The sequence below is a fragment of the Mangrovivirga cuniculi genome, assembly GCF_005166025.1.
In the GTDB taxonomy this organism is placed as follows: domain Bacteria; phylum Bacteroidota; class Bacteroidia; order Cytophagales; family Cyclobacteriaceae; genus Mangrovivirga; species Mangrovivirga cuniculi.
In genome coordinates, this window is the sequence record NZ_CP028923.1 from 3,343,574 (window position 1) to 3,365,105 (window position 21,532).

The following is a 21,532-nucleotide window of genomic DNA, read 5'->3' on the forward strand; positions in this document are numbered from 1 at the left end:
CTCTGTGGTAAAGATTTAAACAGCTTGATGTTTTTCTTTCAGACCTTAGAGTCTGTGCGGTGATATTTTGTTTAAGGTGGTGTGAATAAATATTGGTTAATGGTTATTGTTTGAGCATCCCACTAATAACTATTCTCTAATAACCAATAACCTATCTTCAAACTGCCATCATTGTCTTCGTCCTTTGGAAACGGTAAAAACAGATCTTAGATCCTTTTACATTTTAACTTACGAAATACGCTATCGCTAACATTTCGAAGAGCAGTGAAATTGCGTCAGCAATTTCCTCCGTGTCCTCTGCGTTCTCTGTGGTAAAGATTTAAACAGCTTGATGTTTTTCTTTCAGACCTTAGAGTCTGTGCGGTGTATTAATAAGATAATTAGTGGTATATTAAAAAAAATCCCGGTCATTGCTGACCGGGATCTGATTGGTGGTTAATTATATTTTATATTAAAAGTTATTATCTCCATCCAGTAGGTTTCCGATTCCGCCAAGGATACTACCTTCTCCTTTTTGCTTTCCTCCTCCTTGAGGTGCCGCTGCAAATACTCTCGATGCAAGACGACTAAATGGCAGAGATTGAATATAAACTGCTCCAGGTCCTCTCAGGGTAGCATAAAAAAGTCCTTCTCCTCCGAAAATAGAGTTCTTTATTCCGCCAACGAACTCAATATCGTAATCTACTGTTTGTGAAAAGCCTACCAGGCAGCCTGTATCAACCTTTAATACTTCGCCCGGTTGTAGCTCTTTTCGAACGATCGTTCCTCCTGCATGCACAAACGCCATACCATCACCTTCCAATTTCTGCATAATGAATCCTTCACCTCCAAAGAATCCTCGACCTAATTTCTTAGAAAACTCAACACCTACGGTTACTCCTTTTGCAGCACAAAGAAAAGCATCTTTCTGGCAAATAAATTTACCTCCTTTTTCTGCTAGATCGATAGGAATTATGCGACCTGGATATGGCGAGGCAAAACTCACCTTTTTCTTTCCGCTTCCCTGGTTTAGGTAAGCAGTCATAAATAAACTTTCACCGGTTAAAAGTCTTTTACCAGCTGAAAATAATTTACCTAATACTCCTGAGTCCTGGTTAGAACCGTCTCCAAATATGGTTTCCATCTGGATACCAGTTTCCATCATCATAAAACTTCCTGCTTCAGCAACAACAGCTTCCTGAGGATCAAGTTCGATCTCGACAAACTGCATTTCCTCACCGAATATTTCGTAATCTATTTCGTGCGATCTCATATCTAGTTTTGGTTTGGTTTGATTTTCAACTTATCTTAAAAATAATAATCAAGGAGAAAATTTGATAATATTGAGGTGGTTTTTACATGAGTGGTTAAGCAATCACTTAGGCAATTGTTGAAGTATATGAAATAACTTCTCATTCATTTTTGTCTTGACAGTATTTCTGCTTGGCTGTGTCTCCACAGGCAAGGTAATCTATCAATTCGGATCACAGATCCTATGATAACAGTACGACATTGCAAATGTCGAACAGCTGCTTTTTATTGAGAAGATTCTTAAATCAACTAATATAACATAATTATTCAATGCTCTTTGGAATTTGCAATTCCGAAGCCTTATCCTTGGATTTGTAATCCATTGTTTACATTAAAATTTTGTTTTTTTCACCTTCCACCATAATACACATTATCTTTTCTGCGCTTAACGATCATTCTTCGGAAAGAATATCCTAAAAAGCCTCCCAGTATACCACTAATACCGGCAATCAAGGCTGTGATAACATGTAAATATATTCCAGAGGTCAAACCAAAAATCCCTGCAATTCGATTACTAAGAATAGCTTCGTTAGCACTATCAATCAGAAAAGTCATTAACAATGAGGCTAAAACAGAACCAAAAAATGCTGCGGTGATCACATTTCCAAGTTTCAATTCGAAGATGGCAAAAACGAGGATTGAAAAGATCATCGGACTATACCATGGCAAATATGAATGCAAAAAATAAATTAATACTCCAACTAAGACGGTTAATCCAAATGTCTTCATTTTGTTTCTTGTTTAATGTCTAGCTTTAAAGTTTTTCCAATCAGATTTTCCTCTGTCTCTGCAAAATTCAATCGGTAATACTTACCCTGTGCCCAGTCTCTAATGTATTGATTATATCGTACACTTCCCGGATTCCCACTTTGACCTCCTGCGATGATGGCATATGCTTCGATATTTCCAGGCTCAAGAGAAACAATCATTCGCCATGCAGGACCATGATTTTCACTGGTTGCATTTACAATATTTTTACCTCCACCGATATTCAGGTGTTCTTCATTGAAAGATTTAAACATCGGAACCAAATGCTCAGCATAGGTATCTTTATAGGAAGCCCAGGTAAGAGAGTCATTTCTTTGAGATCTTAATGTATCAATTACTGCTATCGATCTAATAAAACTTTCCCTGATCGAATCACCTAGTGATATATTAAATGTGTCAAGGTATGGCTCTATTGTTCCATTAATTAATAAAGAGGATATCACACCGTACTCAGGCATTTTTGTCGGACCCTCAAAATTCTTTATTGGCTTCCAGATCATATCATCGAGCGTATCATACCAGATATCAAAGTAAACCGGTGCTACTTTCTCCGGGTCAGCCATAAAATTCCATTCCTTGAGAGTATTATAAACCTCCAGCTGCCTTTCATTAAATCCTGACTGGTCAAGTGTATCTAATAACCATGGCAATATTTCTCTGGCTTTCAAGTCCAGATTATTTTTCTGAAGTTCTTTCATGTCTTCAATGGTGATTTCCTCCATCGAAGAAAGCTTATCATTGATCACCCTATTTCTATAATATTCAAAATCACCTCCTAAATACCAATATGGATAATCAGGAGTAGTCGGAACCTGGTTAGCAGAACTTACAAATCCCCTATCAGGATTTAATGACGATGCATTATATTCCATAGGAATGTATTCAGACCAGTCATATATACTTGAAGTACCGTCCATTATAAACTTGCCCTGTTCAGGAAATTTAACAGGAAATTTGCCTTGAATGGTCATGGCAATATCACCATTAGTGGAAGCAAAAACGAAATTCTGTGCAGGAGAAATATAATGCTCTAAAGACTCCCTGTAGTCATCATAATTTTCGGCTGAATTCAATCCGAGAAAGGTTTTTAATTCATTGCTTTTTTCATGAGCAATCCATTTCATCGCAAAACCGATTCTCGTACTGTCTCCTTTGAAGGATTGATCATACATTACAGGTCCGTGATGAGTGTAAATAACAGTATCTTTAAAATCGTCTTTCCCTTTAATTTTAATTGTTTCTATTTTAGATCTTGTTGGGTAGTATTTTCCCTGGTGGTAGTATTGCTTTCTTTCTTTGTTTTTAAACTGAATAGAATACCAATCCACTAAATCTCTCCTTGCATTAGTTACTCCCCAGGATATATCCCTGTTAAATCCGCTAATTACAGTCGGAGCCCCGGGTAATGAAGCTCCCATAACATCGTATCCCGGTGATTTTAAATGGACCATATACCAGATAGCTGGAAGTCTGAGTTTCAAATGCGGATCATTTGCAAGGATAGGATACCCTGACTTTGTTTTCGAACCCGAAACTGCCCAGTTATTCGAGCCATTATCCTTATCGGGTTGATCAAGCATATTTTTAGGATATACCTCTGCAAGTGAATCAATAGTTGACGACTCATATTTATAGCCCTCAAAATCCCATTTTCTATCAGGATTAATTACAGGATCCTCATTCTCCATTCTATCTGGATACAACAGATCAAAGAGATCTTTACCCAGCTTACTATATAAATTTGTGTATTGAAAATCGTTATTTCTATAAGCCAGGTCATTAGCCATCATTTTGAGTAATAGGGCAGTTTTCAGCGGGGACCAATTTTCAGGCTCATAATTTAATATTTTATACTCAACGGGATAATCCTTTTCTTCCAGTTCAGAAATATATTGATTTACCCCCGATGTATAAGCTAGAACTGCCTCACGGGTTTCGGGATCACTAAGAAGTTCTTGAACAGCATTTTCTGCAGAACCTGGCAAGCCCTTTCTCCTTATTGAACGATCATAATCTAATGCTACATCACCTACGATTTCAGATATTCGGCCTGCTGCCCCTCTAACCTGGAAATCCATTTGCCATAGACGGTCACGGGCAGTAACATAACCCTGGGCAAAAAACATATCGTACCTATTGTCAGCGAAAATATGAGGAATATTCAAACTGTCATATACTACTGAAACGGACCCTTTTAAAGAATCCACTGTTATTTCAAAACTCTTTTCGTTGGAATCCACCGGTTCGGAATTTTGCCAGAAACCTTCATTTACAGACATTATTTTACCGGGTGGAGGAATATTAGTATCTCCTAATGAAATTGGATTTGAAAGAAAATATACCCATGCCAGGCACAGGGCTAGAGCGAAAAAAAATCTTAGCCAGTTCATAATGTTCTTTGGTCCCTCATTAAATTGCGTAAGAATTAACAAAAAACAAAAAAATCTTATTTTGCTTTTACAAACTCTTTGATAAGTATCACAAAATATTCATTTAATACATCATAAAAAAGTGTATTGATTTTTATAAAGAGTTAAACTACTTATTTTCTATCAAAACAATAAAAAATGAATAATTCGATTTACTCTAAGGCAAGAAAAATAAAAGTTGTACTATTTGATGTTGATGGCGTACTGACTGATGGTGGGATTATTTATGATAATGATGGAATGGAGTATAAACGATTCCATGTTAGAGACGGGCAAATAATCCGATTTTTAAAAGAATCTAATATCACAGTCGGTGCAATTACCGGGAGAAATTCTAAAGTAGTGAAAAACAGATGTGATGAATTGAAGCTGGACTTTCACTCTCATGGAGCCAAAAATAAACTGGATATTTATAAAAAAATCAAGCTTGATCACAAGGCCTCAGATGATGAAGTTTGCTTTATTGGTGATGATGTGATCGATCTGCCTATACTAACTATGGTCGGGCTTTCAGCTACCCCAGCAGATGCACCATCTTATATGGATAAGTATGTGGATTACAGATGTGAGACTAAAGGAGGATACGGCGTATTGAGAGAAGTAGCTGACCTGATCTTGCTCAGCCAGGGCAAACTTCACGATATTTTAGATCGAATGGCGACTAAAGGAGAGTAAGGAACAGATTTGAGAGTGAGGGTGAGAGTGTGAAGATCCGGTTTACTTGCCTATGCTTGACTGTGTCTCCACAGGCAAGATGATTTAGAAGGCAGGAACATTTGAAACCAGAGACTGCTTTTATACATTTCAGGTGAGGACACCTGAAATCAGAGGCTGATATGATATGATAATTCTATTGAAGCAGCAGGAAAATATCCCTCTTCAATTCAAAATACTGCCTATGCTTGACTGTGTCCTCACAGGCAAGGTGATCTATCGATTCAGATCACAGATCTTTTAATAGCAGTTACACATTGCAAATGTCTAACAGCTGCTTTCCTTTATGAGATTACCCTGATTCATTCGAAGTTCCTACTTTCAGCGTTACAAACGCTGTTCTCAATCCACCCTCGTTACGCTGCGCTAAACAAGGGCGATGGGGCATTTTATAGATTGTATCATCTATAATTGATGAATCTCTATTCGACAGATTAAAATATGCACATTCATATAAAGAATTGCTAAAAAAATAAAAGCTGTTATCGTCCTCGTTTGCAACGAGGATGTGTGAGGTTGGCGATTGTATCGCCGAAAAAAAGGTCTACTTTCACATTTCAGGTGAGGACACCTGAAATCAGAGGCTGATGTGATATGATGATTCTATTGAAATGGCAGGGAGTATCTCTCTTCAATTCAAAATACTGCCTATGTTTGACTGTGTCTACACAGGCAAGGTGATCTATCGATTCGGATTACAAATCCTATGATAAAAGCACGACATTGCAAATGTCGATCAGCTGCTTTTAATTATGAAGATTCCTAAATTAACTGAGATTACATAATTCTTTAATGCTCTTTGGAATTTGCAATTCTGAAGCCTTTTTCATGTTGACATTTCATGTGGAGACACATGAAATCAGAGGCTGTGTTTACATTTCAGGTGAGGACACCTGAAATCAGAGGTTGATGTGATATGATGATTCTATTGAAGCAGCAGGAAAAATCTCTCTTCAATTCAAAATACTGCCACAGCTTGGCTGTGTCTCCACAGGCAAGGTGATCTAATGAAATCAGTAACTACATTTAAAATTATGCAACAAAAAAGGCGACCAAATGGTCGCCTTATATCTTTGAATGCATCAAAACGATTACGCTTTGTTTTTGATGTCCTGAACTTCTACTCTAATTTCTTGAGCTAAATTCTTTAATTCCTGCATTCCTTTTCTAACTCTAGTTCCAGCCGCTTGATTGCTTTTGTCATAGAATTTCTCAAAGTCTCCTTCTAACGATTGAACCAAGTCTAAAAGTTGCTCGTATCTTTTCATTTTCTTTTGTTTAAGGTTGTTGATAAAACAATTAATTAATGATTTACAGTGGGCAATATAGCTGAATTCTGCCTGAAATCAAGGAAAAAGCCGTTTTTTTTGAAATTAAGAATTAAACTCGGCAAATTCTTTGATCTGATGGTACTCTCCGGAGTCAATTTTGGATTTTACCGCTTCGAATGCAGCGATAGTTTTCTCCACATCATCCAGTGTATGTGCTGCTGTAGGGATAATCCTAAGCATTATCACATCTTTTGGAACTACCGGATATACTACCACAGAGCAGAAAATCTTAAAATTCTCTCTCATATCATGAGTTAACCCTGTTGCATCTGGTAATCCACCTTTTAGAATTACAGGAGTAACCGGTGATTGAGTAGTACCTATATTAAACCCTCTCTCTTTAAGACCACCTTGCAATGCATCAACGATCTTCCAGAGATTTTCTTTTAATTCTGGTCTTGTTCTTAATAATTCAAGTCTTTTCTTTGCTCCGATCACCAATGGCATTGGTAATGACTTAGCAAAGATCTGAGATCTTGTATTATATCTTAAAAAGTTAATTATATCTTTATTACCTGCTACGAAAGCACCGATACTCGCCATTGATTTTGCGAATGTTGAGAAATAAAGGTCGATTTCATCCTGAACACCCATCATCTCTCCTACTCCGGCACCTGTTTCACCCATCGTCCCAAAACCATGGGCATCATCGACAAATAATCTGAAATCGTATTTCTTTTTAAGATCTGCTATTTCTTTTAACGCACCACAATTACCTGACATACCGAAAACACCTTCAGTAATAACAAGGATTCCTCCTCCGGTTTCATTCACTAATTTAGTAGCGCGATTAAGTTGAGTCTCCAGACTCTCCATATCATTGTGCTTGTAAACAAATCGTTTCCCCATATGAAGACGAACACCATCTAAAATACAAGCATGGCTTTCCGCATCATATACAATAACGTCTTTTCTATCTACAACAGCATCAATAATTGATAGTACACCCTGGTATCCGAAGTTTAACAACATAACAGCTTCCTTCTTAATGAAATCAGCTAGTTGCTCTTCAAGTTCTTCATGGTGCTTAGTATTTCCTGACATCATTCGGGCTCCCATTGGATAAGCAAGGCCCCACTCCTGAGCTGCTTCAGCATCAGCTTTTCTTACTTCAGGATGATTAGCAAGACCTAAGTAGTTGTTCAAACTCCAGGTCAAAACTTCTTTACCCTGAAAGCGCATACGTGGCGCAATCTCTCCTTCCAATTTCGGGAACATATAATATCCCTCACTTCTCTGCCCGTGCCTTCCTAGAGGCCCCATGTCAGCCAGTAATTTCTCAAATAGATCCACAGCTATTTATATTTAGATTGTTAAATCAAGCTTCAAAATTAGTAAAACACATCCGTAAACCAAAAATTGCCCCCATATTTTAGTGCTTTTGGGGATAGATTAACAAAATTTCGTTAATTAGCATATGCTTTATCAAAAGCTCATTTATTTTACTTTATAACCGTAAACCTTAACGATATTCATCTATTAGGGTTTTCACTTAACATATTGACCCAGTTACACCTGTATGAAAAAGATAAATAAAGTACTAATTGCAAATCGCGGGGAAATCGCCCTTAGAATTATCCGTTCTCTTAAGGAAATTGATGTAAAAACAGTAGCTATTTATTCAGAAGCTGACAGAAACGCTCTTCACGTAAGAGAAGCTGATGAAGCTGTTTTACTCGGGCCTCCTCCATCCAATCAGTCTTATTTATTAGGAGACAAGATCATTGAAGTTTGTAAAGACCTGAAAGTTGACGCAATACATCCGGGGTATGGTTTCCTTTCTGAAAATGCCAATTTCGCAAGAAGTGTCAATAGTGCTGGAATCATCTTTATTGGCCCGTCTCCAGAATCAATTGAGGTAATGGGTGATAAAATCTCTGCAAAAAATGCAGTTACAAAATTTGACATCCCATTAGTGCCGGGAACAAAAGATGCTATTACTGATGTAGAAGAAGCTAAGAAAAAAGCTGAAGACATCGGATATCCTATCCTAATTAAAGCCAGTGCCGGTGGTGGTGGTAAAGGAATGAGAATCGTTGAGTCTGCAGATGATTTTGAATCTCAAATGAAACTTGCGGTTAGCGAAGCTACTTCTGCCTTTGGCGATGGTTCTGTTTTTATTGAAAAATTCATCACTTCGCCTCGCCATATCGAGATACAGATACTGGGTGATACACATGGAAATATTGTCCACCTCTTCGAACGGGAATGTTCGATCCAGCGAAGACACCAAAAAGTCATAGAAGAGGCTCCTTCAGCAGTCCTTACCCCTGAAATAAGAGAAAAAATGGGCCAGGCAGCCATAGGAGTTGCCAAGGCATGTAATTACTTCGGAGCAGGAACTGTAGAGTTCATTGTTGATGATAAATTAAATTTCTATTTCCTGGAAATGAACACTCGTCTCCAGGTTGAGCATCCGGTGACAGAAATGATCACAGGAATTGACCTGGTTAAAGAACAGGTAAGGATAGCAGAAGGTAACGAACTACCATTTAAACAGGAAGATCTTTCTATTAATGGACATTCTCTTGAAGTAAGGGTGTATGCTGAGGATCCGAAAAACAACTTCCTTCCTGACATTGGAAAGCTTAAGTCGTACAGAAGGCCCCAGGGTCCCGGTGTTCGTGTAGACGATGGGTTTGAAGAAGGCATGGATATTCCGATCTATTATGATCCAATGATCGCTAAACTAGTCACTCATGCTGCAGACAGGGAGAAAGCCATTGAACGAATGATCAGGGCAATTGATGAATACAATATCACTGGTATTGAAACTACACTTGGATTCTGTAAATACGTATTAAAACACGATGCTTTCACGTCAGGTAATTTCGATACAAAATTCATCGATAATCATTATACCCCGGATGTCCTTGAAAGTGAGTTGACTGATGAGGAGATCGAACTTGCATCAGCTTTCGCAGCAAAGATCATGAACGAAAATAAAAAGAAATCGACTGAAAAGACAGCCGGCCAAAACGGAAATACGATTAGTCCCTGGAGAAAAAGAAACCAACAGTTTTAATGGCAGACATACTTCCTATCCGTGCCTGGAGATACAATGATGCAAAGGCTGCTGATCTTGAAGATTTAAGTGCTCCTTTGTTTGACGTTGTTTCTAAAGCACAAAGAGAACAGCTATATAAAAATCCGTATAATAGTATTCACCTTTCGGTTCCTTTAGGACCGAACCCTGCAGCTAATGCACTTAAGAAATTAAATGAGTGGAAAGCAGAGGAAGTGATTAAACTGGATACTGTTCCGGGAATCTATGTTTATTATCAATACTTCAAACTGCACGGAGAAAATAAGGAATACGTACGAAAAGGCTTTATTTGTAATATCAGGATTTATGACTGGGATGACAAAGAAAACATCAATAGCCCCGATGCAATTCTAAGGCATGAAAACACGATTCCCGATGCAGTAAATGACCGGATCGAATTGCTGGAAGCCACAGAAATACAGGCCAGTCCTACACACGGATTGTACTCAGATAAGGAGTATCAACTGGAAAAATATATGGATGAAGCTATCCAGCATCCAATTGCTGAAACTGAAGATTACCAGGGTGTTAAAGATGTGCTTGGGGTAATTCACGATTATGATATCATTAAAAAATTTGTGGAAGTTTTAAAAACTCGTGCGGTTATCCTGGCAGATGGTCATCATCGGTATGAAGGCGCTTTATCTTACTACAAAAAGAGAAAGGCAGAAAATCCAAATCATGATGGTAGTGAACCTTATAATTTCCACATGATGTATCTAACTAACATAGAGTCAGATGATTTAAGGATACTCCCAACCCATCGGTTGATTAGTGGTTTGCAAAGTTTTGATAAGGAAGAAATTCTTGAAAAAGCGGCCGAATGGTTTATCATTAAACCAGTAGATAATGCATTTGATATTGGTGAGGTAATCCTCGGAAAGCCCTGGGCATTTGGCCTCGTTTTCAAAAATCAGACCGTAAAAATCAGGTTAAAACCTGAAATGATAGATAAAATCGAATGGAAATTCCCTGATATCGTAAAAAAACTGGATCTCACCGTTCTGCATTATTTCTTTATTGAAAAAGTTCTCGGTATCCCCGGAAAGGAACAAAGAAAAAGTCCAAACATCACATTCGAAAGAAATTTCACTTCCTGTATCAATTCCGTCACTACGGGTCAAGCTCAATGCGCATTAATCACTCAGGAACTTTCTGTGGAAGATGTAAAAAAAGTATGTTATAGTGGATATACACTCCCACAAAAGTCAACATATTTTTACCCTAAAACAGTCAGTGGTTTTTTATTCGGCTCATTAAAAGAAAATGAATTTTACACGACCCCTCGTATTAGCTTCTAGATCACCAAGGAGGAAACAACTCATCGAAGACCTGGGGTTGAAAGTTATTATCAAACCCACAGATATCGATGAGTCTTATCCAGCGGATCTGGATCCGTTTCTGGTTCCTGAGTTTCTGGCCAATAAAAAAGCCGATGCCATCTCTGAGGTAAATAATGAAGAGGTAGTTCTCACTGGTGATACGGTAGTAATACTTGAAGGGGAAATTCTGGAAAAGCCTTCTGATAAAAAACACGCTATAGAAATGCTTCGGCTACTATCCGGAAAAAAGCATTATGTGGTGAGCGGAATTTGTTTAAAAGATAAAGATAAAAGAATTTCTGCCTCATCAGTTACTTCTGTCTGGTTTAAAGAGTTATCTGATGATGAGATTCATTATTACATCGATAATTACGAACCATTTGATAAAGCAGGAGCCTATGGAATTCAGGAATGGATAGGAATGGTTGGTGTAGAAAAAATCGAAGGTAGTTATTTTAATGTGGTTGGGTTTCCGGTACATCTCATCTACGAAATTCTCAGTGAATTTAAATAAAACTGAAATAGCAAGAAATATTCAGCATAAAAAAAGCCTTGCGAAAATCAACGCAAGGCTTCCAAAAGATGATCAATCTTTATATCTATCAATTATTCATCCACCTTTGCTAAATTTTTATCATCCTTTCCACCTTTATTGCTTACCGCTACCAGGTCTCCATCTTCAAGATTCTTAGACACAGCAATAAATGGGCCGCTTACTACTTTCTCTCCCTTCTTCAGGCCCTTTGTTACCTGGATAAACTCGAAGTCGCTAATGCCCGTTTCTACCTGACGTTTGGAAACCTCATTGGTAGTTTCATCATAGACAAAAACGATCTCTTCTATTTTTTTAGACTTTTCTTTTTCTTCTTCCTCTTTCTTGCTTTCCTTTTCTTCTTCCTTTTTCTTGCCATATTTTGGCTTATCACTTCGTGTAGTTACTGCAGCGATCGGAATACTTAATGCATCATTTACCGTTTCAGTAATGATTTCAACGGATGCGGTCATACCAGGCCTGAATGGAGACAATCCTTCAGCTTCTACCGGTAAATCATCATAAGATTCATTAAGGATCAAAATCCTCACTTCAAATTCTGTCACAGCATCAGCACTCACTTTTTCTTTTGCTGTATTCGCAATCTGAGTTACCACACCATTAAACATTCTGTCCAGGTGAGAATATGCATCAACCTCTATTTCAACTGTATCATTTTTAGATATTCTAATAATATCATTTTCATTCACATCTACCCTGACCTCCATATTATTGAGATTGGCAAGGATCATCATTTCGGTACCTGCCATCTGATTAGTACCTACGACAGTTTCTCCTTCTTCAACACTTAACTTAGAAATAGTACCATCTTGTGGAGCAAAGATCTTGGTAAGACTAAGGTTTTCACGTGCATCACTAACTGTAGCCTGAAAACTTGCCACATTATACCGTGCAGCTTCTACATTTTTTTGTGCAGCCTCATAATCCTGGACAGCAGCCTGGTAACTATTTTCCGCATTTTGCCATTCTGCATCTGAAATCACCTGCTGATCATATAACTTTTTATTTCTTTCGTAATCCTGCTTAGCGCGATCGAGATTAGCCTTGGCTTTAATCATATTTGATTCAGAAGCCTTTAAACTAGCTCTTTGTTGATTAAGATTGGCTACGGTACGGTTAAGTGCTAACTCAAAATTATCTCTACGTAATTCAGCCAGGAGATCACCTTTTTTCACTTTTTGACCTTCAATCACGTGTAGTTCGATAATCTCTCCTGAAACTTCAGGGCTTATTTTTATTTCCGTTACAGGTTGAACTACCCCTGTAGCTCCTACTCGTTGAGTAATAGTTCTTTGTTCAGCATCAGAAACTTCTACTTTTTCAGCATCAGGTCCACCGATGACATTAAATTTCTTTAGGAGAATAACTACTCCTATCACGACAACCAGTAGTACCAGTAACCTGATTATCAGTGTTTTGTTGTTAGTGCGCTTTGCCATATCTATTAAAGTTCAATCCTTTTACCCTGGTAATAATCCAGGACTTTGAGTTTAAAAATGTAGTCGTATTTATTTCTTGTCAGGTCATTTTGAGCCTGAACATAATTGCTTTGTGCTATTGCCAGGTCTACCGCATTGATTGCTCCCGCTGATGCCTGATTTTGTGCCATTCTATATGCTTCCTCTGCAGCTGCTCTTGCCTTCTCTGCTGCATCAAAAGCTAATCGTGCTGCCGCAACATCATTCGATGCTTGCTCTATTTCCTGTCTTATTCTTAATTGTTCATTCTGATAAGTTAACTCAGCCCTGTTTTTAGCTATTTTTGATCGTTGAATATTAAACCGGGTATCCCAGTTACTAAATATCGGGATGTTTATACTCGCTCTTACAGCATAATTTCTAAATTCTTCAAACTGTCTTCCAAAATCGAATTCCGGAAATTGATCCTGAAAGCTACTTGAAAAGTTAGTACCATAATTAGCACTTAAGCTTAATGTCGGATGAAGTCCTCCTCTTGCAATTTTAAGACCGTATTCAGCTGATTCTAAAGACAATTCAGCAGATCTAAGATCAGGAAGGCTATCAACAGCAGCCTGGTAGATCTCATTTTTATTCACTATTGCTGTTTGATATCTGTCTGCATCCAGTTCCGGAACAACAATATCAAAAGGCACATCACTTTCGATTCTCAAGGCCTGCTTCAATAATAACTTACTGTATTGAAGATCATTTCGGGCCTGGATCAATTGCAATTCATTTGTAGCCACCTGTGAAGCAAGTTGGAGCTCTTCAGATTTGGCGACAGACCCTACTTCAACCATCCTTTTTGTTCGTTCATACTGCTGTTGTGAACTTTCCAGAACAATTTCGGCAGACTCTACTATTTCTTTATTGAAAATCACATTCAAAAATAAATTAGCCACATTAAGACTTAATTCATTTTTGGCTCTTTCATAATCATATTCACTGACCTGTAGGTTCGTTTTGCTTTGTTGATAACTACGCATAGTGCGCAGGCCCGCATAGATTATCCATTGAGCATTTGCGCTTACCCCCGCTGTATTTAACTGGTCTGTTGTAAATTCGTTAGTAGTCGGGTCAATTGAACGCCCCCATTGTGAACCATAACTTCCACCAATACTTAGCGATGGAAGATTATCATACCAGATATTTTTCACAGAAGCCTCAGACTCAGCAATATTAAGCCTGGATATCTGAACATCTATATTGTTTTGAACTGCATATGCTATACATTCCTCTAATGTCCATAACGTATCAGACTGGCTTTGAGCCCGACCAGCTACAGTTAAAGAAAATAAAAATAACAGGGTAAGTATCCTTTTCATATTATTAAAAGTTCACCTATTTAAAGGTCGATATTTGGTATATAAACTACTTCATGCACCCATTTCAGGTGTCTTATATATTCAATCGATATCGGATTGAGAGGTGAATCCATCTCGATCACCATACAGGCAAGGTCACTTCTGCCTTTCCTTGATACCGACATCGTTGCAATGTTACATTCATCGTTTGCAAGCACATTCGAAATAAATGCTATGCTTCCTTTTTGATCGTTATTTGTAAGTATAAGTGTATGGAGATTAACACTGAAATTCGCACTAAAACCGTTAACCTTAGAAATATTTATAAGGCCTCCCCCAAGACTTTCTCCGATTACTTCTACTGTTCTGCTCTTTCTTGTCAAAACAAGCTTTACAGTGTTTGGATGATAGATAGAAGCATTGCCTACTGATTTGAACTTATACTTCAAACCGTTTTCTTTGGCTATATCCAATGACTTTTTAATTCGTTCGTCATCAGTTTTAAAATCCATAATACCTGCCAATATTGCTCTGTCACTTCCATGTCCCTCGTATGTTCTGGCAAATGAATTATAAAATGTTATTTCAGCCTCTTCGGGCATACCTCCCAAAACACGATTTGCAGCACGACCTATTCGCACTACTCCTGCGGTGTGTGAACTGCTGGGACCAATCATCACAGGTCCTATCATGTCGAATATGCTACTACGTTCTCCCATTTTCTTATATCAAATTTTAAAAGTAAAGACTACAATACCTTATGATTATTTACGAGTGGTTTATTTTTTATTTAAAGACCGTTTAAATCAAGATAGTATTAAAGGTGCGAATTTACTGATACAGATTTTTCCGACCACCTAAAATAAAAAAAGAGCAATCGATGATTGCTCTTTTATAACAGAATAAACTTATTATATGTCCTAATTTTTTAATACTTCTATCTCAACCCGCATGTTATTTATAGCATCCTTGGAATCTTCGTCATACAACGGTTTATCACCTCCCCAGCCTTTTGTTGTTATCCTTGATGGATCGATCCCATTATGAACCAGGTATCGCTTAATGATTTCGGCACGTTCTTCACTCAATCGTTTTGCTGTACCTAAGAAAGATTTATTATTCGCAGTCAGACCAAAAAACTTATTATCATCATCCTTAAGTGTTTGAATTTTCCCAAATGAATCTCCATTTGTATGACCGTTGATCTGAATCTCAAGGTCCTCCTCTTCATTTAACAATTTTATTAATTCATTTAATTGCTTTTTGGAAGGGGCTTTCATTATTGCCGCATCAGAGTAAAAATATACAGCATACATTATAGCTACATCACCCTTAGTATATCTTTCCAGATCATATTTCATATACAAGGTATCTTCGTTGATCTCCGCCTCTGTCTCTGCTAGAGTCTTATTTAAGTTACCAGGATAAATTTTCTTTTCAACAGATTTATATCCAAAGGTACTTACCCTGGTTAAAATTTCATCCTGTGAAAAGTTGTAGAGCTCAAATGGAATTGCCTGATTAGAATTCACTCTCATCAACTCATCCTCACCTAATATATCTCCATAAACATAGATTGTGCTTTCAACCGGCTCGCTTCCTTCTTTCGTTTCTGTAATAAACCGAACAAATAACTCACCTTCTTCAGCTTTTTCCTCAAGGGACATTTCTTCTTCAGGTTCCTCGGAAATTTCTGTTCCTCCCTCAGGTATTTCATACTCTTGTTCATCAGCCTCCTTATTATTTGACGTTGCTGAATAATATTCATTTGTGTATTCCTCTACCTGCTGATATTCAATTCCACTTGTCGGTATCTCTTCAGATTTATGAGAATAGACCCAGGCATCGTAATATGAACGTTCTCTTACATCCTTAACAAGGTGCTTTGCATGTTTTTCTTTTTCCAGTTGATATGCATAAATGTAAAAAAGATCGCGCTCAGGAACATATCCATAGTTATAGTTAATAAGCCGTCTTCGTAACCAGGTCATCATTGTCACGGCATTCTCAGGTTGCCTGAAGGCTCCTACAACAACATAATACCCTGGCCCTAAAGTTTGATTCTTATTAGGCTCAGGAATCGGTCTGTCATAAGGTAAAGGCTGAGACTGACTGTCTAAGCTGGTAAAGATGGTAAGCAGTATAAATATTGCTCCAAAAATGATACTTCTTCCTCGCTCCACTATTGAAAAACTGTAAAAAATCATACCTTCTATCGTTGATATATGATAAAAATACGCACTTTTATTAAAAAAGTGCAAATAAAGTGTGATTTTTTACCTTTTTATACTTTGATTATACGGCCACAGCAGCTTTTATATGAGGATGCGGGTCATAACCCACTAGTTTAAAGTCCTCATACTTGAAGTCAAAGATATTCTTTACTTCCGGATTGATCTTCATTTTCGGTAATGGACGGTGGTCTCGCGAAAGTTGGAGTTTTGCCTGATCGAAATGATTGGAATACAAATGCGCATCGCCAAATGTATGAATAAACTCATGCGGTACGAGATCACATACCTGGGCCATCATCATAGTAAGTAAGGCATAAGAAGCAATATTGAAAGGTACGCCTAGAAAAACATCTGCACTACGCTGGTATAACTGGCAGGATAATTTACCATCAGCAACGTAAAATTGGAACATAGTATGGCATGGAGGTAAAGCCATATTTTGAATATCACTTACGTTCCAAGCGCTAACTATTAACCTTCTGGAATCCGGATTATTTTTGATCATATCTACCAACTGACTGATCTGATCAACAGTTCCACCATTCGGAGTTGGCCAGCTTCTCCATTGATGACCATAAACCGGGCCGAGGTCACCATCTTCATCTGCCCATTCGTCCCATATCCTCACACCGTTTTCTTTGAGATATTTGATATTTGTATCCCCGCTTAAAAACCAAAGCAGCTCATGAATTATCGACCTTAAATGAAGCTTTTTTGTAGTTACTACAGGAAAACCTTCCTGCAGATCAAATCTCATTTGATGACCAAATACCGATCTGGTACCAGTTCCTGTCCTGTCACTTTTATCTACACCTTCGTTGAGAATTCGCTCCATCAAAGCATGATACTGCTCCATAAGTCTCTTATTTAATTACTATGATAATTTTCAAAACAATATACAAATTTATAAGATTATATCGGAATAACATTAACTTGATACCTGAATACAAAATCGAATTTTGATCTTTTTGCTTTATGTATAAAAAGCTCGCTCGTTATTTTCTGTTTACCGCTTTATTATTTACCATCTTTTTTGCCTACAGCCTTAAAGATGTTGGGTTTGATTACGATTTTGAAAGATTTTTCCCCGAAAAAGATCCAGACCTGACTTACTACAATAAATACCGTGAAGTTTTTGGAGAAGATAATGACTATTTCCTCCTCGGCTTAATTTCAGTTTCAGGAGATTTTCAGGATAGCTCATTTTTAAATAAAGTTGATATTCTAGCTGATTCATTAAGAAATATACCTGAGATCAATGAGGTGCTCTCACCGCTGGAATACAGGAAGCCGGTTAAAACACCCTTAGGCCTGGTTCAGGTACCATATTTTCATTTGAATAATCCTGAGAAATATGAAAATGATATCAAAAGATGGAAAAAAGAAAAGCCAAAACCCTACTATGATTTAACTAATATTGAAAAAGGTTCTGTGGCTCTTTTGATTACCCATGAATCGATAAATGACAATATAAAAGGTTCCAGAGAACTCTATCAAAGAATCGAAACGCTGACCAAACAGTATTTCCCGGAATATAGACTGGCAGGAAAACTTAAAGCCCAGCCTGTTTTTGTTGATAAAATGCAAAAGGAATTACTCTTGTTTTTATCCATTTCCATTGTGTTAACTACGTTGATACTTTTTCTGGTCTTCAGAAGTTTTAAAGGGATCATCTTCCCTCTAATGATTGTGGTCATTTCAGTACTATGGACAATTGGCTTCATGACTGTAACAGACAAAAAACTCGATCTCTTGATGGTGATGTTACCGACCATATTATTTGTTGTGGGAATGTCTGATGTTATTCATTTTTCAAATAAATATATCGAAGAGCTGAGGCATGGAAAATTAAAGTTAAAAGCTCTTTTAAAAACTGTCAAAGAAATCGGGCTGGCTACGTTTCTGACTTCCCTTACAACAGCTATAGGATTTTTCACACTTTATACATTGAATATAGCACCCATTAGAGAATTTGGTGTTTATACAGGTATTGGCGTTTTTATGGCTTATATGGTGACTTTATTAGTTCTGCCTTCCCTTTACATATTCACCGATAAACCCAAACAATCATATAATAAAAAGAATAAAAGGTTCTGGTTAAATACTATGAGCAGAAGTTTTCGATATGTTTTTAAAAACAGAAGAGCAATTCTTCTTTCATCGATACTTTTAACCTCAATATGTATTATCGGAACCTATAATATCAAGGTTAATGCCTTTCTGATAGATGACCTTCCGGAACAAGACCCACTCAAACAGTCATTTGTCTATTTTGATCAAAATTTTGGAGGTGTACGACCACTTGAAATAGCAATAAAAAGTAAAAGTGATAAGTCATTTTTGGAAAAAGAGACTCTCGGAGAAATTGAAAAGCTCACTAACTATCTGGACACAGCATACCATGCCGGAAATATTCTATCCGTTAATACCATAATCAAAAATGCTAACCAGGCATACCATTCGGGCAATTTTGACTATTACAGAATACCAGAAACTGAATCTGAAATGAAGCAGATTCAACCAATAGTTAATGCAATTGAGAAACGCGGTGGATTCGATATGCTTTTAGACAGTGCAGGTTCCTATGGAAGGATTACGGCTAAAATAAAAGATATTGGAAGCGAGTTGACCACTCAAAAAAATATGGCCCTTAAAGAATTTGTCGAAGAAGAGATTAACACTTCTTTAATTGATGTCAGGCTTACCGGTACTTCAATACTCATAGATAAATCAAATAACCTCCTCATCGGAAATGTACTTAAAGGGATGGCTATTGCGTTAATAGTTGTCGCTTTATTAATGGCATTACTTTTCAGAAGCTGGAAAATGGTGATCATCACATGGATACCCAACCTTATCCCACTTCTTTTTATGGCTGCCATTATGGGATTCTTTGAAATTAACCTCAGATTAAGTACCGGAATAATTTTTACTATTGCATTTGGAATAGCAGTAGATGACAGCATTCACTTTTTATCTAAATTCAAATTGGAGCTCGATGAAGGAAAAAGTGTTCTTTACTCATTGAAAAGAGCATACCTGAGTACCGGTAAAGCCATTATTCTAACATCATTAATTTTGATCACAGGTTTCCTTAGTTTATTACTATCTGACTTTGGGGGAACTTTTTATACAGGCTTACTCATTGGAATCACTTTACTTATTGCAATGATCATCGATCTGACGCTATTACCAGTATTAATTTTACTAATTTTCAATGATGAAGATTCCAGAAAAAAAATAAAAAAAAGTAGGTCTTAATGCCTACTTATTACCGGTTATTCCCATAATATTGTCTTTCAGGCATAATAATCCAAAGAATGATATACACAATCAACCCTGGAAATGCTGCACTAAATAATGATACCAGAACATAAATAATTCTCAGTAGACTCACATCCATATTAAAATATTCTGCCAGCCCGCCAATTACTCCTGCAATCATTTTATCTTTAGATGACCTTTTTAATTCTCTATCGTTATATGAATCCATAGTATATTATAAGTTTAAATTTAACAATTAATAAATCATTCATGTATGTTGGAATATTCCCTACTTCAAAAATGAAGCACTCCTTAATTCCTGCTTATATAACTACAGATATCATTCCGATTACATTAAGTGGCTGAATAACAGAATATTACATAAAAACACCCTGTACATAATTGTCCATAATCGTACACACTATTTGAATCTTCGAACACAGTAAAAGTACTTTTTCTTATGAAGCGGAAAAAATTACTTTATCACATTACAAAGAACTTTTAAGCAATAGTCAATATCAAATTCTTAAACTAGTCTTCCTAAAACTAAATTTAAAAATAAAAAATTGATAAAAATTAAATTAACAAAATATTATTTCTAAAAACACTCGTTAGGTAAAATTATTACTGCTAATCATTTGACAAAACCTTACATTTCTCAGATTTAAACTAAAAGTAGGTGTTTTATTGATAGTAACATGCATACCTTTGAATCACTAGCTAATATAAGAAGAGAAGAAAAGATATGGATTTGTTGAGTATTTTAATTTTTGTGGTAGTAGCAGGTGGGCTGATGTTTAGTAAGTCAATTAAGCATGACATAAAACACAGTAAGTAACTTTTGGTATTTCTTACGGGACTATTTTTTTATCAGCATGCTCCCGTAAGAATAACCACCTCCAAATACGCTGAGGGCAACCAAGTCATCTTTCCCAAGTTTATCAAACCTTTCGGATAATCCGATAGTACAACCGGCACAACCGGTATTTCCAAGATACTGAACATTCGATACCGTTTGTTCAGTTCTTAAACCTAATTTCTCACCAACGTTTAGTGTGATCCTTAAATTTGCCTGATGTGGAATAAAATAAGTCAGGTCACTCGCCTTTACTTTATTCTTATTTAAAATCTCTTTCGTAATCTCCGCCATATATTGACAGGCATTGATAAAAACATCTCTCCCATTTGGCATATATAAACCATCGATAAGATTAAGATTCACACTTTCATTTGCCTTCCCTACAGTTCCACCGCCACGAGTAATAATATCCAGAACCTCAACACTTTCATCAGATAGCTTTTCCCTGGTTATATAGAGAGCTGCTGCACCATCGCCCCATAAATGACCTGCCTTTTTATCTGTAACGTCCGCAAATCTGGAATTATGATCGGATACGATAGCTAGAGCTTTATCAGCTTTACCCATTGCAAAATATCCCTGTATTACCTCCATTACATTTAAGAAGGAAGAACAGGCTGAACTTAGAGACAAAGCAGCTGCCTTTTCCGCATTAACATGCCTTTGAACAGCATGTGCCAGGGTAAAAATTGTATCAAAAGGGGTATAAGTTCCTGCTACAATAACATCTACATCTGAAAAGTTTTCACCTAGTTTCAATTCAAGGTGTTTTACAGCTTCAACACCCATTGTATTAGTATTTTCATTATCTTCGGCTTTACGACGCTCACGCATACCAGTTCTTTCCGTGATCCAATCATCTGAAAGCCCTGATTTATCGAGAAAATAATCGTTATTCACTACTGCGTGAGGCAGATAATGAGCAATTTGATTAATGTACATTTGTTGGTTGGGTTAT

At 37.0% G+C, this 21,532-nt stretch carries 17 protein-coding genes; 5 read left to right on the forward strand and 12 right to left on the reverse strand.

Annotated features, from left to right (window positions below):
* Positions 1–451 precede the first annotated feature (451 nt).
* The 3 genes from DCC35_RS14755 to DCC35_RS14765 form a co-directional block, all read right to left on the reverse strand.
* Positions 452–1,252: a TIGR00266 family protein gene (locus DCC35_RS14755; protein WP_137091529.1), complete on the reverse strand. Its 801-nt coding sequence runs from the start codon at positions 1,250–1,252 to the stop codon at positions 452–454.
* 386 nt (positions 1,253–1,638) lie between these two features.
* Positions 1,639–2,019: a hypothetical protein gene (locus DCC35_RS14760; protein ID WP_137091530.1), complete on the reverse strand. Its 381-nt coding sequence runs from the start codon at positions 2,017–2,019 to the stop codon at positions 1,639–1,641.
* Positions 2,016–4,448 (reverse strand): penicillin acylase family protein, encoded by a 2,433-nt coding sequence (locus DCC35_RS14765; protein ID WP_137091531.1) that lies wholly within the window; start codon positions 4,446–4,448, stop codon positions 2,016–2,018. Before DCC35_RS14765 ends, DCC35_RS14760 begins: the two co-directional genes overlap by 4 nt.
* A 177-nt stretch (positions 4,449–4,625) precedes the next feature.
* Between DCC35_RS14765 and DCC35_RS14770 the strand changes: the two genes are divergently transcribed.
* A complete protein-coding gene (locus tag DCC35_RS14770) occupies positions 4,626–5,162 on the forward strand; it encodes a KdsC family phosphatase (protein ID WP_137091532.1) in 537 nt (178 codons plus the stop codon).
* Positions 5,163–6,292: 1,130 nt separating this feature from the next.
* Here the strand turns inward: DCC35_RS14770 and DCC35_RS14775 are convergent.
* Positions 6,293–6,469: a histone H1 gene (locus tag DCC35_RS14775; protein WP_137091533.1), complete on the reverse strand. Its 177-nt coding sequence runs from the start codon at positions 6,467–6,469 to the stop codon at positions 6,293–6,295.
* A gap of 105 nt (positions 6,470–6,574) precedes the next feature.
* Positions 6,575–7,825, reverse strand: coding sequence for an aminotransferase class I/II-fold pyridoxal phosphate-dependent enzyme (locus DCC35_RS14780; protein WP_175402832.1), 1,251 nt, complete (start codon positions 7,823–7,825; stop codon positions 6,575–6,577).
* Between the two features lie 226 nt (positions 7,826–8,051).
* Here DCC35_RS14780 and accC point away from each other — a divergent pair, with 226 nt between their 5' ends.
* From accC to DCC35_RS14795, 3 genes are read left to right on the forward strand one after another with little or no spacing between them, the layout of a single operon-like run.
* Entirely contained in the window at positions 8,052–9,557 is a 1,506-nt protein-coding gene (gene accC, locus DCC35_RS14785; protein ID WP_137091534.1) for an acetyl-CoA carboxylase biotin carboxylase subunit, read from the forward strand.
* Positions 9,557–10,879 carry a DUF1015 domain-containing protein gene (locus DCC35_RS14790; RefSeq protein WP_137091535.1) on the forward strand — a complete coding sequence of 441 codons (1,323 nt, stop codon included), beginning with the start codon at positions 9,557–9,559 and terminating at the stop codon, positions 10,877–10,879. Before accC ends, DCC35_RS14790 begins: the two co-directional genes overlap by 1 nt.
* A complete protein-coding gene (locus tag DCC35_RS14795) occupies positions 10,845–11,414 on the forward strand; it encodes a Maf family protein (protein ID WP_137091536.1) in 570 nt (189 codons plus the stop codon). Before DCC35_RS14790 ends, DCC35_RS14795 begins: the two co-directional genes overlap by 35 nt.
* Before the next feature lie 92 nt (positions 11,415–11,506).
* On the opposite strand, the gene DCC35_RS14800 is transcribed toward DCC35_RS14795, so the two are convergent.
* The 5 genes from DCC35_RS14800 to DCC35_RS14820 all read right to left on the reverse strand — a co-directional run bounded on the left by DCC35_RS14800 (position 11,507) and on the right by DCC35_RS14820 (position 17,307).
* Positions 11,507–12,892 carry an efflux RND transporter periplasmic adaptor subunit gene (locus tag DCC35_RS14800; protein ID WP_137091537.1) on the reverse strand — a complete coding sequence of 462 codons (1,386 nt, stop codon included), beginning with the start codon at positions 12,890–12,892 and terminating at the stop codon, positions 11,507–11,509.
* Between the two features lie 5 nt (positions 12,893–12,897).
* Entirely contained in the window at positions 12,898–14,238 is a 1,341-nt protein-coding gene (locus DCC35_RS14805; RefSeq protein ID WP_137091538.1) for a TolC family protein, read from the reverse strand.
* Between the two features lie 20 nt (positions 14,239–14,258).
* Complete coding sequence (gene sdaAB, locus DCC35_RS14810; RefSeq protein ID WP_137091539.1) at positions 14,259–14,936, reverse strand: L-serine ammonia-lyase, iron-sulfur-dependent subunit beta; 678 nt, start codon at positions 14,934–14,936, stop codon at positions 14,259–14,261.
* 201 nt (positions 14,937–15,137) lie between these two features.
* A complete protein-coding gene (locus DCC35_RS14815) occupies positions 15,138–16,424 on the reverse strand; it encodes an OmpA family protein (protein WP_137091540.1) in 1,287 nt (428 codons plus the stop codon).
* A gap of 88 nt (positions 16,425–16,512) precedes the next feature.
* A complete protein-coding gene (locus tag DCC35_RS14820; protein WP_137091541.1) occupies positions 16,513–17,307 on the reverse strand; it encodes a thymidylate synthase in 795 nt (264 codons plus the stop codon).
* Between the two features lie 119 nt (positions 17,308–17,426).
* On the opposite strand from DCC35_RS14820, the gene DCC35_RS14825 reads away from it, so the two are divergent.
* Positions 17,427–19,712: an efflux RND transporter permease subunit gene (locus DCC35_RS14825; protein WP_137091542.1), complete on the forward strand. Its 2,286-nt coding sequence runs from the start codon at positions 17,427–17,429 to the stop codon at positions 19,710–19,712.
* A 10-nt stretch (positions 19,713–19,722) separates the two neighbouring features.
* Here DCC35_RS14825 and DCC35_RS14830 read toward each other — a convergent pair whose 3' ends face one another.
* Positions 19,723–19,944, reverse strand: coding sequence for a PspC domain-containing protein (locus tag DCC35_RS14830; protein WP_137091543.1), 222 nt, complete (start codon positions 19,942–19,944; stop codon positions 19,723–19,725).
* 630 nt (positions 19,945–20,574) lie between these two features.
* Positions 20,575–21,516, reverse strand: a complete 942-nt coding sequence (locus tag DCC35_RS14835; RefSeq protein WP_137091544.1) for a 3-oxoacyl-ACP synthase III family protein — start codon at positions 21,514–21,516, stop codon at positions 20,575–20,577.
* Positions 21,517–21,532 lie beyond the last annotated feature (16 nt).

Coding starts and splice junctions, on each gene's coding strand:
- DCC35_RS14755 (WP_137091529.1), bottom strand. CDS start 1,252: ATGAGATCGCACGAAATAGATTACGAAATATTCGGTGAGGAAATGCAG.
- DCC35_RS14760 (WP_137091530.1), bottom strand. CDS start 2,019: ATGAAGACATTTGGATTAACCGTCTTAGTTGGAGTATTAATTTATTTT.
- DCC35_RS14765 (WP_137091531.1), bottom strand. CDS start 4,448: ATGAACTGGCTAAGATTTTTTTTCGCTCTAGCCCTGTGCCTGGCATGG.
- DCC35_RS14770 (WP_137091532.1), top strand. CDS start 4,626: ATGAATAATTCGATTTACTCTAAGGCAAGAAAAATAAAAGTTGTACTA.
- DCC35_RS14775 (WP_137091533.1), bottom strand. CDS start 6,469: ATGAAAAGATACGAGCAACTTTTAGACTTGGTTCAATCGTTAGAAGGA.
- accC (WP_137091534.1), top strand. CDS start 8,052: ATGAAAAAGATAAATAAAGTACTAATTGCAAATCGCGGGGAAATCGCC.
- DCC35_RS14790 (WP_137091535.1), top strand. CDS start 9,557: ATGGCAGACATACTTCCTATCCGTGCCTGGAGATACAATGATGCAAAG.
- DCC35_RS14795 (WP_137091536.1), top strand. CDS start 10,845: ATGAATTTTACACGACCCCTCGTATTAGCTTCTAGATCACCAAGGAGG.
- DCC35_RS14800 (WP_137091537.1), bottom strand. CDS start 12,892: ATGGCAAAGCGCACTAACAACAAAACACTGATAATCAGGTTACTGGTA.
- DCC35_RS14805 (WP_137091538.1), bottom strand. CDS start 14,238: ATGAAAAGGATACTTACCCTGTTATTTTTATTTTCTTTAACTGTAGCT.
- sdaAB (WP_137091539.1), bottom strand. CDS start 14,936: ATGGGAGAACGTAGTAGCATATTCGACATGATAGGACCTGTGATGATT.
- DCC35_RS14815 (WP_137091540.1), bottom strand. CDS start 16,424: ATGATTTTTTACAGTTTTTCAATAGTGGAGCGAGGAAGAAGTATCATT.
- DCC35_RS14820 (WP_137091541.1), bottom strand. CDS start 17,307: ATGGAGCAGTATCATGCTTTGATGGAGCGAATTCTCAACGAAGGTGTA.
- DCC35_RS14825 (WP_137091542.1), top strand. CDS start 17,427: ATGTATAAAAAGCTCGCTCGTTATTTTCTGTTTACCGCTTTATTATTT.
- DCC35_RS14830 (WP_137091543.1), bottom strand. CDS start 19,944: ATGGATTCATATAACGATAGAGAATTAAAAAGGTCATCTAAAGATAAA.
- DCC35_RS14835 (WP_137091544.1), bottom strand. CDS start 21,516: ATGTACATTAATCAAATTGCTCATTATCTGCCTCACGCAGTAGTGAAT.